At 47.0% G+C, this 15,050-nt stretch carries 15 protein-coding genes and 2 tRNA genes; 1 reads left to right on the top strand and 16 read right to left on the bottom strand.

Going from position 1 to position 15,050, the window contains the following annotated elements:
- Window positions 1–259: 259 nt before the first annotated feature.
- From LDL40_RS10255 to tsaE, 11 genes are all read right to left on the bottom strand, one after another.
- Complete coding sequence (locus tag LDL40_RS10255; RefSeq protein ID WP_300995243.1) at window positions 260–1,558, bottom strand: adenylosuccinate synthase; 1,299 nt, start codon at window positions 1,556–1,558, stop codon at window positions 260–262.
- A gap of 133 nt (window positions 1,559–1,691) precedes the next feature.
- Window positions 1,692–1,880, bottom strand: coding sequence for a DUF2065 domain-containing protein (locus tag LDL40_RS10250; protein WP_300995241.1), 189 nt, complete (start codon window positions 1,878–1,880; stop codon window positions 1,692–1,694).
- Window positions 1,881–3,044 (bottom strand): aminotransferase class V-fold PLP-dependent enzyme, encoded by a 1,164-nt coding sequence (locus LDL40_RS10245; RefSeq protein ID WP_300995240.1) that lies wholly within the window; start codon window positions 3,042–3,044, stop codon window positions 1,881–1,883.
- A gap of 107 nt (window positions 3,045–3,151) precedes the next feature.
- A complete protein-coding gene (gene hflC / locus LDL40_RS10240) occupies window positions 3,152–4,036 on the bottom strand; it encodes a protease modulator HflC (protein WP_300995239.1) in 885 nt (294 codons plus the stop codon).
- 3 nt (window positions 4,037–4,039) lie between these two features.
- Window positions 4,040–5,197, bottom strand: coding sequence for an FtsH protease activity modulator HflK (hflK, locus tag LDL40_RS10235; RefSeq protein ID WP_300995238.1), 1,158 nt, complete (start codon window positions 5,195–5,197; stop codon window positions 4,040–4,042).
- Between the two features lie 71 nt (window positions 5,198–5,268).
- Window positions 5,269–6,555: a ribosome rescue GTPase HflX gene (hflX, locus tag LDL40_RS10230; protein ID WP_300995237.1), complete on the bottom strand. Its 1,287-nt coding sequence runs from the start codon at window positions 6,553–6,555 to the stop codon at window positions 5,269–5,271.
- Window positions 6,556–6,571: 16 nt separating this feature from the next.
- A complete protein-coding gene (gene hfq, locus LDL40_RS10225; RefSeq protein WP_053423891.1) occupies window positions 6,572–6,829 on the bottom strand; it encodes an RNA chaperone Hfq in 258 nt (85 codons plus the stop codon).
- A gap of 96 nt (window positions 6,830–6,925) precedes the next feature.
- A complete protein-coding gene (gene miaA, locus LDL40_RS10220; protein ID WP_300995236.1) occupies window positions 6,926–7,846 on the bottom strand; it encodes a tRNA (adenosine(37)-N6)-dimethylallyltransferase MiaA in 921 nt (306 codons plus the stop codon).
- On the bottom strand, window positions 7,836–9,581 hold the full coding sequence (mutL, locus tag LDL40_RS10215; RefSeq protein ID WP_300995235.1) for a DNA mismatch repair endonuclease MutL: 1,746 nt from the start codon (window positions 9,579–9,581) through the stop codon (window positions 7,836–7,838). The genes miaA and mutL overlap by 11 nt, the downstream gene beginning before the upstream one ends.
- A complete protein-coding gene (locus LDL40_RS10210) occupies window positions 9,581–11,026 on the bottom strand; it encodes an N-acetylmuramoyl-L-alanine amidase (protein ID WP_300995234.1) in 1,446 nt (481 codons plus the stop codon). Before LDL40_RS10210 ends, mutL begins: the two co-directional genes overlap by 1 nt.
- The gene (tsaE, locus tag LDL40_RS10205; protein ID WP_300995233.1) at window positions 11,023–11,508 is read right to left on the bottom strand and encodes a tRNA (adenosine(37)-N6)-threonylcarbamoyltransferase complex ATPase subunit type 1 TsaE; all 486 of its coding nucleotides are present in this window, start codon (window positions 11,506–11,508) and stop codon (window positions 11,023–11,025) included. Before tsaE ends, LDL40_RS10210 begins: the two co-directional genes overlap by 4 nt.
- 236 nt (window positions 11,509–11,744) lie before the next feature.
- Between tsaE and queG the strand changes: the two genes are divergently transcribed.
- The gene (gene queG / locus LDL40_RS10200; protein ID WP_300995232.1) at window positions 11,745–12,884 is read left to right on the top strand and encodes a tRNA epoxyqueuosine(34) reductase QueG; all 1,140 of its coding nucleotides are present in this window, start codon (window positions 11,745–11,747) and stop codon (window positions 12,882–12,884) included.
- Here queG and LDL40_RS10195 read toward each other — a convergent pair.
- The 5 genes from LDL40_RS10195 to orn all read right to left on the bottom strand — a co-directional run bounded on the left by LDL40_RS10195 (window position 12,853) and on the right by orn (window position 14,865).
- Window positions 12,853–13,056: a DUF1289 domain-containing protein gene (locus tag LDL40_RS10195; RefSeq protein WP_300995231.1), complete on the bottom strand. Its 204-nt coding sequence runs from the start codon at window positions 13,054–13,056 to the stop codon at window positions 12,853–12,855. The two genes, queG and LDL40_RS10195, sit on opposite strands and share 32 nt — an antisense overlap.
- Before the next feature lie 152 nt (window positions 13,057–13,208).
- Window positions 13,209–13,718 (bottom strand): DUF4442 domain-containing protein, encoded by a 510-nt coding sequence (locus LDL40_RS10190; protein WP_300995230.1) that lies wholly within the window; start codon window positions 13,716–13,718, stop codon window positions 13,209–13,211.
- 264 nt (window positions 13,719–13,982) lie between these two features.
- Window positions 13,983–14,058, bottom strand: a tRNA-Gly gene (locus LDL40_RS10185).
- Window positions 14,059–14,109: 51 nt separating this feature from the next.
- A tRNA-Gly gene (locus tag LDL40_RS10180) sits at window positions 14,110–14,185 on the bottom strand.
- A 128-nt stretch (window positions 14,186–14,313) separates the two neighbouring features.
- A complete protein-coding gene (gene orn, locus LDL40_RS10175; protein ID WP_300995229.1) occupies window positions 14,314–14,865 on the bottom strand; it encodes an oligoribonuclease in 552 nt (183 codons plus the stop codon).
- Between the last annotated feature and the right edge of the window lie 185 nt (window positions 14,866–15,050).

The following is a 15,050-nucleotide window of genomic DNA, read 5'->3' as shown; positions in this document are numbered from 1 at the left end:
AAAACGGCTATCCTGCCGTTTTATCACTCACATCATCCATGACGTTCGCCTTCGGCAGCTAAAGCTGTGCAAAACGGCTATCCTGCCGTTTTGTCACTCACATCGTCCCTGATGTTCACCTTTGGCAGTTAAAACTGTGAAAAACAGCTGTCCTGCTGTTTTTTGAACAACGCGCCAGCGTTGGCCTGGAAGGCATTTTACAGGATAGTAAAATGTAAAAAACGCTGCACATGGCAGCGTTTTTTTCTACTTACCGCTATTAAACGGCAAATGGGTGACGCAGCGTAATGGTCTGAATACGATCCGGGCCTGTTGAAATAATATCAATAGGTACGCCAGTGATTTGCTCCAGACGAGTGATGTAGTTACGTGCTTCAACTGGCAAGTCTTCCAGCTTCTGTACACCAAAGGTACTTTGGGTCCAGCCCGGCATTTCTTCAAATACCGGAGTGACAACTTCATACCCTTCAGCAGCCATTGGAGGCACATCAGTGATAGAACCATCAGCGGCCTGGTAGCCAGTACAAATCTTCACAACACTTAAACCGTCTAATACGTCGAGCTTGGTTAAGCAGAATCCGGAGATGCTGTTTAACTGTACCGCACGTTTGACAGCAACAGCGTCAAACCAGCCACAACGGCGTTTACGGCCAGTGGTCGCACCAAATTCATGGCCTTTGACACCTAAGTGCTCACCCACTTCACAACCCAGTTCTGTTGGGAATGGGCCTGAACCAACACGGGTGGTGTAAGCTTTTACAATGCCTAACACATAGTCTAAGTAACGTGGGCCAAAACCAGCACCAGTGGCTACGCCACCAGCAGTAGTGTTGGACGAAGTCACATAAGGGTAAGTACCGTGGTCAATGTCTAATAAAGTACCCTGGGCACCTTCAAACATGATTTCTTTACCGGCTTTACGGGCTTTATCCAGTAAATCGGTCACGTCTACTACCATAGGCCTTAACACTTCAGCTATGGCTAAAGCGCTGTCTAAAGTGCTTTGGAAATCAATAGCATCCACTTTGTAGTACTGAGTTAAAGTGAAGTTATGTAAATCCATCAGAACTTTCAGCTTTTCAGCAAACAATTCAGGATTAAACAAATCACCTACACGCAGACCACGACGCGCTACTTTGTCTTCATAGGCTGGACCAATACCACGACCTGTAGTACCAATTGGCTTATCGCCACGGGCCACTTCGCGCGCTTTATCCAAAGCCACGTGGAAAGGCAGGATTAACGGACAAGCTTCGCTCAACAACAGACGCTCTTTTACCGGAACACCTTTTTGTTCCAGCATGGCCATCTCTTTTAATAAAGCTTCAGGGGATAAAACTACACCGTTACCTATCACACATTTTACGTTTGCACGCAAAATGCCTGATGGAATTAAGTGTAATACCGTTTTTTCACCGTCTATTACTAACGTATGACCGGCATTATGACCGCCTTGATAGCGCACCACATAGCTTGCCTTGTCAGTTAACAAGTCAACGATTTTTCCTTTTCCTTCGTCACCCCATTGGGTTCCGAGTACGACAACGTTTTTGGCCATGGTTCCTACATCATGGAGAAAAATTAGGCGGGGATTCTACCAAATTAACAACCAAAGTTCAGCGCGATTAAGAAAAAAAAACCAGATATTTTCATTCTGGTTCTTTTTCAATAACTAAGAGAGCTGTAAACCGCTAGGAGACAAAGAAAATCAGCAGCAAAACACCAGCTGTCACTAGTATTCCACCCAGTTGTTGCATTTGCGCTGTGGGCTGCTCTGCGATTTTTTGCAGATAGGAGCGCCATTTATTTGGAAACAACATCGGCCCCAAACCTTCGATGATCAGTACCAGCCCTAAAGCAGCCCACCAGTAATCAGCCATTTAGCGGATATCCTTCAGGCAACTTAAGTTGTAATCAGCCGCATTGTGGTACAAAGCAAAACCAAAACGCAGCCTGTCTCCCCGATAATCTGTCACTATGCCGCGCTGCTTCAAGGCTGCTGCAATACGAGCTACATCATCAGCAGCAAAGCGGAAGGTCAAAAACTGGCCTTGTTGTTGATCCTCTTTATCCAGCAGATGGGGGCGATTTAACAGTGGGTGCTGTATTTCATCCAATAGGTCAAGGAAGGCCTGCTGTAAGCTTTGGATATAGGCCTGCACTTTTTCGACGCTAAGGCCTTGCTGTTGATATAACTCAAATACAGCCAACACACGATACAAAGCCGAGCAATCCATAGTGGCACCGGCAAAACGATAGCCGTTGTTGGCGTATTGCACCTGCCCTTGTTTGGCATTGGCCAGTTCACCAAATTCAGCAAACCAGCCGGTATAAATAGGTCTGTGCTCACTGCCTTTCGGCACAGCCAGAAAACAACAACCTTCCCCCCCCTGCGCATATTTATAGCTGCCAGCCAGATAAAAAATGCGCTCTGCTATAGCCGATAAGTCAGTCGGCACTGCCATAAAACCATGATAACCATCCACTACGATCATCGCATCTGTCACTTTATCCAGTTGCTGCACCAGGCCAGTTAACTCTTTAATGCCAACGCCAGAGTTAAAAAACACCTGACTAAAAAATACTAAATCTGTTGGTTGAGCTGCAACTGCGGCTTCGAATCGCTGTGCAAAGCTGGCAAAAGGTTCAGTCGGCACCCGAATAACATTGATAGTATCCAGTTCAGACAAGCGATTAATTTGACGATGGAAACTATGAAACTCGCTGTCAGTCGTCACCACAGTCAAAGGTTTTGCCCAGTCAAAGCAGCTTAATAAGCGCATAACAAATTCGTGGGTATTGGGTGCAAACACAATTTGCTCTGCGTCAGGCAGCTTTAAAATACGGGCAATGTGCTGTTGTACCGCAGGCACTTTTTCACCAAATACCAGATCCCATTTATCGTCCACAAATAGAGCGCTGTCATCCCAGTAGGCCAAAGTGGCTTCTCGGGTTACATCAGGCCAATAGTGGTGAGAATGGCAGGCAAAATGCTGTTTACCTGGGTTGGCTTTTAAAAAGCGCTGATAAAACTGCTGATACATTTAGGAAAATCCTTAGGAAAGACACAGGCAGAGTAACCGAAAGTAGTTCAAATAGAAAAGGCCCTTGCGGGCCTTAACTATCGATTAGAAAACCTGCTGTTGTCAGCTTAGTTTTGCACTTTGTCCGACTTCATATAGCGGAAGAAGTCATTGTCAGGCTGGATCACCATCACGTCGTTTTTGTTTTGGAAGCTATTTTTATAGGCTTCTAAACTACGCACGAAACTGTAAAACTCGCCGTTTTTGCTATAGACATCTGCGTACACTTTAGCGGCAGCCGCATCACCTTCACCACGCACAGTACGTGAATTACGCTCAGCATCCGCCACCATAATAGTGACGCGGGCATCAACGTCAGCTTTGATGATTTCAGACTGTTCCATACCACGGCTACGGTGTTCTTTGGCTACCGCAGTACGTTCAGCACGCATACGCTGGAATATAGAGTTACTGATTTCATCAGGTAAGTTGATTTTCTTCACACGAACGTCAAGGATATCAATACCTAACTCTTTTGAACCAGCCGCAGCCTGCTCCATGGCACGTTGCATCAGTTGAGTTCGCTCACCAGAGACAATCTCCTGAATAGTACGGCTACCAAATTCAGTACGTAAACCGTTATTGATGTACTGTTTTAACAGCACTTCAGCCTGAGACAAGTTACCGCCTGTGGATAAAAAATACTTACCGAAGTCAGCGATACGCCATTTCACATAGCTGTCGACCAATAAGTCTTTTTTCTCCGCAGTCACAAAACGGTCAGACGATGGGTCAGCCAGCGTTTGAATACGGGCATCGAGCTTACGAACATTTTCAATCAGCGGCACTTTAAAGTGCAGACCTGGTTCAAACACCCTTACAGCTTCCGCGTCATCACGTTGAATTTTACCAAATCGGATCACAATGCCACGTTCACCTTCTGGCACAACGAAGACTGAAGAGACTGCGACAATGCCCAGAATGGCGATTAAGGCTAATACTAAATTTTTCATCACTTAACCTCTGCCAGTTCTGGTGCTGTCAGCACGGTTTGTTTCAGGTCGTAAATCCGGCGTTCTGCCATCATTGCTATTGGTTCTGCTACTTGGCACTAAAGGATTCATCGCTGGAGCTTTAGTATCACCACTGTTGTTGATCATTTTGTCCAAAGGTAAATACATAATGTTATTACCGTTTTTCACGTCAACCAGTACTTTAGAGCTGTTGCCATACACCTGCTCCATAGTCTCTAAGTACATACGATCACGGGTCACTTGTGGCGAAGCCAGATATTCAGGTAACAGTTTCTCAAAACGAGCCACTTCACCCTGAGCTTTTAACAGAGTCTGCTGTTTGTAAGCTTCAGCTTCCTGCATCATCCGATTGACCTGACCACGGGCACGTGGTTCGATTTCACGGGCATAAGCTTCAGCTTCGCGGATATAACGCTGTTCATCTTCCTGCGCTGCTATAGCGTCATCAAAAGCTTCTTTTACTTCTTCTGGTGGGCGGGCATCACGGAAGTTGACATCAACCAGTTCTAAACCCATAGCGTAAGGAGAGATAATTTGCTCCAGCTCAGTTCTGGTATTTTGACGGATCACTTCACGGCCTTTGGTCAGCACGTCATCCATAATAGAGTGCCCTACCACATAACGTAAGGCAGCATCTGTGGCTTCACGTAAGCTACTGTCCGCATCCACTACTGAGAATTTGTAAGCGCGGGCGTCAAACACCCGGTACTGAATTTCAAAAGTCACACGGACCAGGTTTTGATCCTGAGTCAGCATAAAACCATCGGTACGTAATGAGCGCACGCTGGTGACATCAACCGGAGTGACAGTGTCAATAAAAGTTGGTTTCCAGTGAATACCTGGCATTACTTCTGAGTGGTATTGACCAAAACGTAAGATCAAACCCCGTTCTGATTCTTTAATGGTATAGAAACCACTAAAAGCCCAGACCAGTAAAGCAACCACAGCTATCAATACCAAGGCGGCTGAGCCACCACTGTTATTGCTGTTACTGGTGTTTTTATTGCCACCAAAGATACCACCGAACTTTTTGCTTAAGTTACGGAAGACTTCATCTAAATCGGGCGGGCCCTGATCACGACCACCTTGTTTCCAAGGGTCGTTGTCTTTGCCATTATTGCCCGGCTCGTTCCAAGCCATGCTTCACTCCATCTCTAGTTGTGATATTAAAACTAATGTATCAAAAAAAGCGCAATGCTGACGATAAAAAACTAAAAGCTGACTATATAGTTTTGTAACAGTCCATCACTTTGTTTCAGTAACCGCGCCCATTCAGCTTTTGATAAGGCGATTCTGAGCTGAGCTTCACCCAGCTCTGTAAAAGATTCGGTCTGAACTGCAGAGAGCTCATGTAACCGGGCCCGCCAGATTGCGGCATCTGCAGGCAGCTTTAAATCCAGTTGTGTAAAGTCATCCGCCAAACGTTCCCGGATCACCTGCAACAATAACTCAATGCCCAGACCCTGCTTCGCTGAAATATAGACGGCTACAGGTTCTGCCTGTTCATTGTATTCTATACGGGCTTCTTGCTCAGTCTGGTCAATTTTATTAAACACCAATAACTGGGGCACCTGATCAGCGTCAATTTCGTGCAACACCAGTTGCACCTGTTTAATATTGTCAGCCATACGCTGGTCTGCCACGTCAATCACATGCAGTTGTAAGTCGGCATCGCGGCTTTCCTGCAAAGTGGATTTAAAGGCTGCGACCAAGTCATGTGGTAAATGCCGGATAAAACCAACGGTATCGGCAAAAATAATGGAACCAAACTCTGGCAGTTTCACTTGCCGTAGTGTTGGGTCTAAGGTGGCAAACAGCTGATCGGCCGCATACACATCGGCACTGGTCAGGCGATTAAATAAGGTAGATTTACCGGCGTTGGTATAGCCCACTAAGGACACTACAGGAATTTCAGCACGTTGTCGGGCTTTTCGGCCTTGTTCACGTTGTTTGCTGACTTTGTCTAGCTTCACTAATAGGGCTGTAATTTTGTCCCGCAGTAAACGCCTGTCGGTTTCGAGACGGGTTTCACCCGGACCTCGCATCCCTATGCCGCCTTTTTGCCGCTCCGCATTATCCCAGCCACGCACTAAACGTGACGACAAATGCTTCAGCTGTGCCAACTCGACCTGCAACTTACCTTCGTAGCTGCGGGCTCGCTGGGCAAAAATATCCAGGATCAGAGTGGTACGATCAATAACCCGGCACTGACAAAGCAGTTCCAGGTTACGGGTTTGGGCTGGGGTTAAAGCATGATTAAAAATAATCAGATCAACTTGCAGCTCAGCGACAGCTTGCGCTAGTTCTGCCGCTTTGCCACTGCCAAGAAAAAACTTAGCATCGATCGTATTGCGGTTGGCAGTCATCACGCCACGTGATTGGACTCCAGCCGACGACACAAGCATCTCCAGTTCCTGCAAATCTTCACTGGCACTGTCTTGTGAAAGATAGATATGCACAAGGATCGCTTGCTCGGCCACCATTTCGCTGTCAAACAAGCTTAAGAATTCCCGATTATTCCATCTCGTCCATTTCGCCTGTACCAGTACCATGGCTAGCCATAGTATTAACAGCACGAGCTGGGACTACAGTAGAAATGGCATGTTTATAGACCATTTGGCTGACTGTGTTTTTCAGAAGGATCACAAATTGATCAAAAGACTCGATTTGTCCCTGCAGTTTAATACCGTTCACCAGGTAAATAGAGACTGGGATACGCTCGCGTCTTAAAGTATTTAAAAACGGGTCTTGTAACGATTGGCCCTTTGCCATTTTCGCTTTCCTTATTTCTAATTATGTTTCTCTATATATGGATTATTATATTATTTTCAAGTCGTTAAATAACAACTTTTTTTCAATTATCTTTTACTAGCTTAGCGAAGTTAAAATGGCTTGCAAGTTTTCTGCCTGATTGTCTTCAGTTTTTAACCAATTTAATTCAGGCCAACTGCGTAACCAGGTCAGTTGCCGTTTCGCCAATTGACGAGTGGCGGCAATTCCCTGGTCAATCATTTCCTGCTCAGACAGCTGCCCTTGCAGGTGTAGCCACATCTGTCGGTAGCCCACACAACGCATCGAAGGTAAATCCAAATGCAGATCAGCACGTTGCATCAAAGCTTTCACTTCGTCCGCGAAGCCAGCATCTAACATTTGCCGGAATCTGACAGCTATACGGCGATGAAGTTCAGCCCGATCTGTTGGATTAATGGCAAATTGTTGCACGGGATACGGAAAAGGTTCGCCTTTTTGCTCTGTCAGTTCAGTCAGACTTTTCCCGGTTAGCCTGTACACTTCCACAGCCCTGTTGACTCGCTGCGGGTCATTCGGGTGAATACGGGCTGCAGACACAGGATCAAAGTCTGCTAGTTGCTGATGCAAATATGCCCAACCATGCTCTGCTGCTTCAGCTTCAATTTGTTGGCGTATGTCCGGATCCGCTTCAGGTAAAGGCGATATCCCCTGCAACAAAGTGCGGAAATACAACATAGTTCCGCCCACCAGAATAGCCGTTTTTCCTCTGCTATGGATATCAGTAATAAGTCGTAACGCATCAGTGCGAAAATCCGCCGCTGAATACGCAAAAGCAGGGTCAAGAATGTCAATTAAATGATGAGGCGCATCGAAAAGCTCCGCCGCTGTAGGTTTAGCAGTACCTATATCCATACCTTTATAGATCAAGGCGCTGTCGACACTAATCAGCTCTGAGGGGATGCTTTTATACAGTTCAATGGCCAATGCCGTTTTACCGCTGGCGGTAGGCCCCATTAAAAAAATAACTTTAGGATCCATCTGAGTCCTGTAATAACTGGATAGCTGTTGTTAAATCCAATGGCACAGCATGCCAATGTGGCCCTTGCTGACTCAACAACGGAAAATACTTCACTAAAGAAGCAGCCTGAAGCACGACTGACTGCAGCAATTGTCGCAGTAATAAGCCTAGCAGCTCTGTCTCTGACCGCTGTGCAAAGCTTTGCCACCAGACTGGTAGCCACTGAGCCACTGCACTTTGCCGCAGCCAGGCTGGCACTGCTCTGACAATCAGCGTTTGATTGCTGACTAAAAAGTCAAAGCCCAGATGATTTAACAATTCGGCTTTACTCAGTAAAAACTCCTGTTCAGTCTGTTGCAGAGCTAACCGGACCGGCATCAGCAAAGGTAAAGCTTCAGAGCCCTGCTCCAGCCACAATCTTGCAGTGGTTGCGGCTATATCAACCAGCCAAACCTGGTCAGCCCCAGAGCAGAGTAAATAACGGTTTTGGCTGATCAGCGCTTCGTGTTGTGGCGCCGCAATGACTTGCTCCACAGGCTTAGTTTTTTCCGCTAAAACAGGCCAGCTTTGTGCGGCAGGCTGCGCCACAGCAGGTCGATAAGGCCGACCCGCATAAGCCGAAGGCCGGGCGGCATAAGCCGGAGCTGAGTCAGCACGCTGATGCTGGCGTGATACAGCGTTGGATGCCGGAGCGGCGGATACAGCAAAGGCTGAAGGTACTGGTGCAGGAGCCATATCAATTTTGTGTTGCTGAGGTTCTAACTGAAGTAGTGCGTTGGTTAATGCCGATGCAACAAAGTCGTGTACTAAACGCGCCTGATGAAAACGTACTTCATGTTTGGCCGGATGCACGTTGACATCCACCTGACGTGGATTGATCTCCAGATACAGCACAAAAGCCGGTTGTTGTTCGGCACTGAGCATGGCGCCGTACGCCTGTCGTATGGCATGGTTGAGCAATTTGTCTTTCATCATCCGGCCATTCACATAGCTGTACTGACATTGTAATTGCTCTTTACAGGCAGAAGGTTGCAACAACCAACCCCAAAGTTTTAAGTCTTCGTACGCCACTTCGACAAAAGCAGCCTGCTCTAAAAAGTTTTTACCACATAAAGCGGCGACACGCTTTTGCTGCGCCTCGCGACTATCGGCTTTTTTCAGTTGCCGTACCGTCTGACCGTTATGAATTAAAGTCCAACTGACGTCAAACCGGCTTAACGCTAGTCGTTTTACCAGTTCATCTATATGAGCAAATTCGGTTTTGTCGCTGCGCAAGAACTTACGCCGGGCTGGCGTATTAAAAAACAAGTCCAGAACTTCAATACTGCTGCCATCCGGATGGGCTGCAGGCTTAATCTGCACCTGCATGTCTCGGCCTTCGGCATAGGCCTGCCAGGCTTTATCCTGAGAGGCTGGTTTTGAAGTTAAGGTCAGACGGGACACCGAACTGATTGAAGCTAAAGCTTCGCCTCTAAAGCCCAGACTGACGATTTGCTCCAAATCATCCAGAGAACTGATTTTACTGGTGGCATGTCGGCTTAACGCCAGGCCTAACTCGGCTTCTGCTATGCCAGAGCCATTGTCACGAATGAGGATTTTTTTACTGCCGCCACGCTCAATCTCAATCAGAATTTGATCGGCGCCAGAGTCCAGACTGTTCTCAACCAACTCTTTGACGACAGAGGCCGGGCGTTCTACCACCTCGCCTGCAGCGATCTGGTTAGCCAGTTGAGGAGGTAATATTTGAATAGGCATCAGGGGATCCTAAGCACCTGACCAATCAGAATATTGTCACTTTTCAGATTATTGTGCCGACGAAGTTCAGCCATACTGACGCCATACTGTTGGGCCACTCTGGATAAAGATTCACCACGTTTTACTTTATGAGTGCGGCTGCTGCTGTTTGTAGTTGCTGCAGTTCTGTTTTGTTGGCTTGGCATCACAGTAGGCACAGTGCGGCCACTATTTTTGTGGGCGGCAAAAAGTGAGTCTGCAGGCGGGGATTTTTCAAAGTAACCTTTAATAGCTCTGAACATAGCCAAAGCCAGCTTGTGCTGATGATTCGGATCTTTCAGTAAGCGCTCTTCGTTGTAATTCGAGATAAAACCTGTTTCAAACAGAATAGACGGAATATCAGGCGCCTTTAACACGGCAAGACTTGCAGCCTGAGGTTCTTTTTTATGCAAATGCGCTATAGGCGCTACTTCACGCAATATTTCTTTGGCGACTTCAAAACCTGTCACCATGGAGTGGTTCATCGATAAATCCAATACGGTTTGTGCCAGATAACGTTCGTTGGCTGAGTCTTTGATCACCTCAGCTACTCCACCCAACAACTCGGAATGTTGTTCGGTTTGTTCCAGCATCCGCCCCACTTCAGTGGTCGCGCGGCGCATGGATAACACCCAGACTGAAGCGCCATGAGCTTTACGGTTTTGAACTGCGTCGGCATGCACTGAGATCAATAAATCGGCCTGCTTCTGACGCGCAACATCAGGTCTTTTATTCGGATGAATGTAATAATCCCCGGTGCGGGTTAATACCGCTTTTAGGCCAGGTTGTTTGTTGATCATATCGGCTAACTGACGCGATATAGATAGAGTGATATTTTTCTCGTAAGTACCTTTTGGACCTACAGCTCCAGGATCCTGACCACCATGACCGGCATCAATAGCAATAATTATATCGCGCCCAGTTGTTCTTGGGCTTACAGTGCTTTGCGATACAGTGGGGACAGCTGCGGTTGCTGCTATGTCAGGTTGTGATGGATTGACAGAAGTCACAGGCGCCCCCTGACTGGCGGAAACACTGCTTTGCGCTTTTAAATCCACCACCAGTCTGTGGCCATATGGGGGGGAAGGTGGCAAAGAAAAAATACTGTCATTGACCGGAAATGCTAGTTCGATCACTACAGCTATGGCCGCACTTGGTGTCCGGCTGGCATAGACTCTTTTAACCAGCGGTGAATCGCCGCTGACAGAACCAATATTTAAACTGGTAACGCCTGAGAGTTCAATTTCAAGCCGGCTTGGATTACTTAAACGTTTGACCTTATGCGAAGGCGCATTGGCAAGATCAAGCACCAGCCTGGTGTTATCAGGCGCATGCCAAATTCGTACACCTTTGACGTTATTCACAGCCCAGCTTTGACCACAGAGCAGCAACAGCAGCAGGCCAAAAACTCTCAGAGTCAGACTCATTGAGCCTGCTCCCAATCTCGCTTGATAGCGTCCATCCACAGCATAGCTTCAGTATGGTTAGCTGTGACACGCAACTGACGTTGCTCCTGATAAATCTGCAATTGCAGCTGTAAATCAGCATCAGCCAATAAGCCGTAACCACGTTCCGGCCATTCAATCAGGCACAAGTTGCCATTGGCGAAATAGTCACGGATGCCCATAAACTCCAGCTCTTCCGGATCGCGCAGGCGGTATAAATCAAAGTGAAACACTTGCTGATCGCCAATACTGTATGGCTCAACCAAAGTGTAAGTCGGGCTTTTCACATTCCCCTGATGTCCCATAGCCTGCAGTAAGCCGCGACTGAAGGTGGTTTTGCCCGCCCCTAAGTCTCCATGCAAATAGACCACGGCACCATTGCGTAAATGGGGTGCAAATAAGGCGGCCAATGCCAAAGTAGCGGCTTCATCCGCTAAATGAAAAATATAGCTTTGAGCTGTCATCTGTACCTAAGCTGAGTGATCTCAGTCATATCAATTTTTTAAGCGCACGTGCTGTTCTATTACAGCAGATGAATTGGTCGCTATGCTAACAAAAACAACGCAGTGCGGCCAGTTTCTTTCTATGCCCTTGCTAATTGAAGCGGCAGCATGCATAGGTTTGGCTTAGCGAGCAGGACAAAGTAAAACCGGATCGGCTTTTATGCTAAAGTGCACAGCGAAAATCAGCGGATCTCAGAATGACCAGTACCATCAATTGGCAACAGCTAGCAGAGAAAATTAAAGTGTGGGGCCAACAACTTGGCTTCCAGCAGATAGGTATTACTGATACAAATTTGGCATCGGATGAAGCTAAACTACAGCAATGGCTGGATGCAGGTTTCCATGGCGAAATGGACTATATGGCCGCTCATGGCATGAAAAGAGCACGGCCTGCCGAATTACACCCAGGTACTATCCGGGTGATCAGTGCCCGGATGGATTACTTGCCGGATCATGCGCAGTTTGCCGCCAATCTGGCCGATCCTTCGATGGCCTATATCAGTCGCTACGCCTTAGGAAGGGATTACCATAAGCTGATCCGCAACCGCTTAAAGCAGCTGGGTGAACGCATAGAACAGGAATTAGGCGCTTTAGGTTTCCGGCCTTTTGTCGACTCTGCTCCTATTCTGGAACGGCCACTTGCAGTCAAAGCAGGTTTAGGCTGGCAAGGCAAACATAGTCTGGTTTTGAATCAGGATGCGGGTTCCTGGTTTTTCCTCGGAGAATTGCTGGTTGATATACCCCTGCCAATCGATCCTGTTCATACAGGGGACTGCGGCACTTGTGTGGCTTGTATCACTATCTGCCCTACCCAGGCCATAGTTGCACCTTACACAGTGGATGCCAGACGCTGTATTTCTTATCTGACCATCGAATTGCAAGGCGCTATTCCGGAAGAATTTCGGCCTTTGCTTGGCAACCGTATTTATGGTTGTGATGATTGTCAGCTGGTTTGCCCAGTGAACAGAGCAGCTGACACCACAAGGGAACAAGATTTTCAACGCAGGCCGCAGTGGCTGCATAAATCCTTGCTGGATTTATGGCAATGGAACGAAGCTGAATTTTTAAAATACACTGAAGGTTCAGCGATTCGCCGTATTGGCTATCAACGCTGGCAGCGTAATATTGCCGTAGCCTTGGGCAATGCGTCTTTTGATGTGGCCATTATTGAAGCCTTGCAACAGCAACTGCCGTTAAGTGAGCCGTTAGTGCAGGAACATATTCAGTGGGCTTTGGGACAGCAGCAGAAAAAAAGCCTGTTGCAGCAGAATTTATTGAGTCGCCAGACCGACAGATTAGTCAGGGTTATTCAGAAGGGTTTACCGCGGGATGCCTGATATCAAATTGTGGTTGAGCTATAAGTCGCTGCTGAGCCTGCTGTAAGATCTGCAGCTTTTGTTTTCTATCAGCCGTATGCCAGTCTTTAATCTCCTGCAAAGTACGACCACAACCTAAGCAGACGTCAGAATGATTTAAACAACAAATGCGATTACAAGGTGAAGCAGGCATAGCAGTCTCCGTTACTAAACTCATCATAGCCTATCAACAATCCATCCCCTAACTAGTTGTGGTTGCGGCGAGGCGACCTGTAAGCGAGTCCCCATGAGCATAGTTAACCTATGTGATTGGGGCGAGAGCATCATGTCAACAAAGCTGCAGCCTCAAATAGGACGGGGATCCTTACGTTGTTTTGGTACCCAGGCCCAGACAAACTCAGCGATGACAGGTTCCACATTCAGTTCGTCGGTAATTTTAACCAGTATAGTGATATCGCCTTTTTCAGTGTCACGAATAAACTGAATTTGCTCATCCGTCAGCGACGTCGTAGCGACCAGCTTACCTGTCGCCCTTTTGACGTAATTCAGCTGCATCGACTTTAGCAGCGGAATACGGTCATCCGACACATGTAAACCTACCAAAAAACCACTGGCTGACTCCCCCAGCAAAGCCATAGCAGCGGCGTGCACAGAACCTATATGGTTTTGCACTTTAGTTTTATTGGCCAGACTTAACTGCGCCAGCTGAAAATTTAATAGGTCGACTTTCACCGACGCTGTACCTGCAAATTTCACCGCTTTGCCAAACAACAAGGTCAATAAAGGCGAACGTAACCAAGGTGAGTAATTATTGATTTTGGCGACATAACGGCCAAGTTTATTGATGGCTTTCATACTGGTCTTACCTGCAAGTTTTAGTGTGGCAAAGATAGCAGTAATAAAATCAGGCAGCAAGTTGGCTTCAGGGCAAGAAACGAAGCTGGTGTCAAAAATAAAAACGAATGTGGCAGTTTTACAACTTACGCAGAAAATTTGGAGCGGGCAACGAGGCTCGAACTCGTGACCTCGACCTTGGCAAGGTCGCGCTCTACCAACACAACTATGCCCTCAAGGGTCTGTATTGATTAGATTAAGTTTATTACTTGGGAAATTTAAATTTGGAGCGGGCAACGAGGCTCGAACTCGTGACCTCGACCTTGGCAAGGTCGCGCTCTACCAACTGAGCTATGCCCGCATGGGTGTGTACTTATTTTTTCAAACTGGTATTGGTGGTCCAATTTGAATTTGGAGCGGGCAACGAGGCTCGAACTCGTGACCTCGACCTTGGCAAGGTCGCGCTCTACCAACTGAGCTATGCCCGCATCCTGTTTCAGGTAATCAGTGCTCTTTATCTTGGTTATAAAGAAGATTACTAAAAACACCGCTTCAATTGAATTTTCGTTCGAAGCGGCGCGCATTTTACAAAATTCTCTGACCTTTGCAAGAGATTTTATTCAGGAATTTTGAAAAAATGTTTTTTATAAACCGCTAATTCCGCAATAGATTCACGAATATCATCCAGAGCTAAATGGCTTGACGACTTTTTAACCAGCTTAGTCACTTCAGGGTACCATCTTCTGGCCAACTCTTTTACTGTGCTGACATCCAGATTACGGTAATGGAAAAAGGCTTCAAATTCAGGCGCATATTTGACTAAAAAACGTCTGTCCTGACCAATACTGTTACCACACATCGGAGATTTACCTGCTGGTACATAGTCAGACAGGAAACTGATGGTCCGGGCCACAGCTGCGGCCAAATCAGTTTCACTTTCCAGGCAGCGTTTTGTTAAGCCGCTTTTACCATGTGTCTCTGTACACCACTCATCCATCCCATCTAACACTGCTTTAGGAGTTTTAATAGCAAAGACCGGGCCTTCAGCCAGGATATTCAGCTGGCTGTCGGTGACTATAGTAGCCATTTCTAAGATTACGTCCTTTTCTGGATCCAGACCTGTCATCTCCAGATCGATCCACACCAGATTATTGTCGTTGCTCGCCATGCTTTATACCTTTGGTTAGATGCAGCCGTTTTGCTGCTTTGTAACTTGCCCGAATAGCGGTATCATACTATGCCTTAAGCAAAGTAAAAACCGCCGCAGTCAGGCGACAGTAAAGGCACAAGGCCACAGTGACCAAAAAAAAGCACCTCAATCAACGCCAGCATCAACGCATAGCCGCCAATCAG

The organism is Rheinheimera sp., assembly GCF_020217005.1.
In the GTDB taxonomy this organism is placed as follows: domain Bacteria; phylum Pseudomonadota; class Gammaproteobacteria; order Enterobacterales; family Alteromonadaceae; genus Pararheinheimera.
Note: the sequence above shows the minus strand (reverse complement) of the source record. Positions and strands in the feature narration are given on the sequence as shown.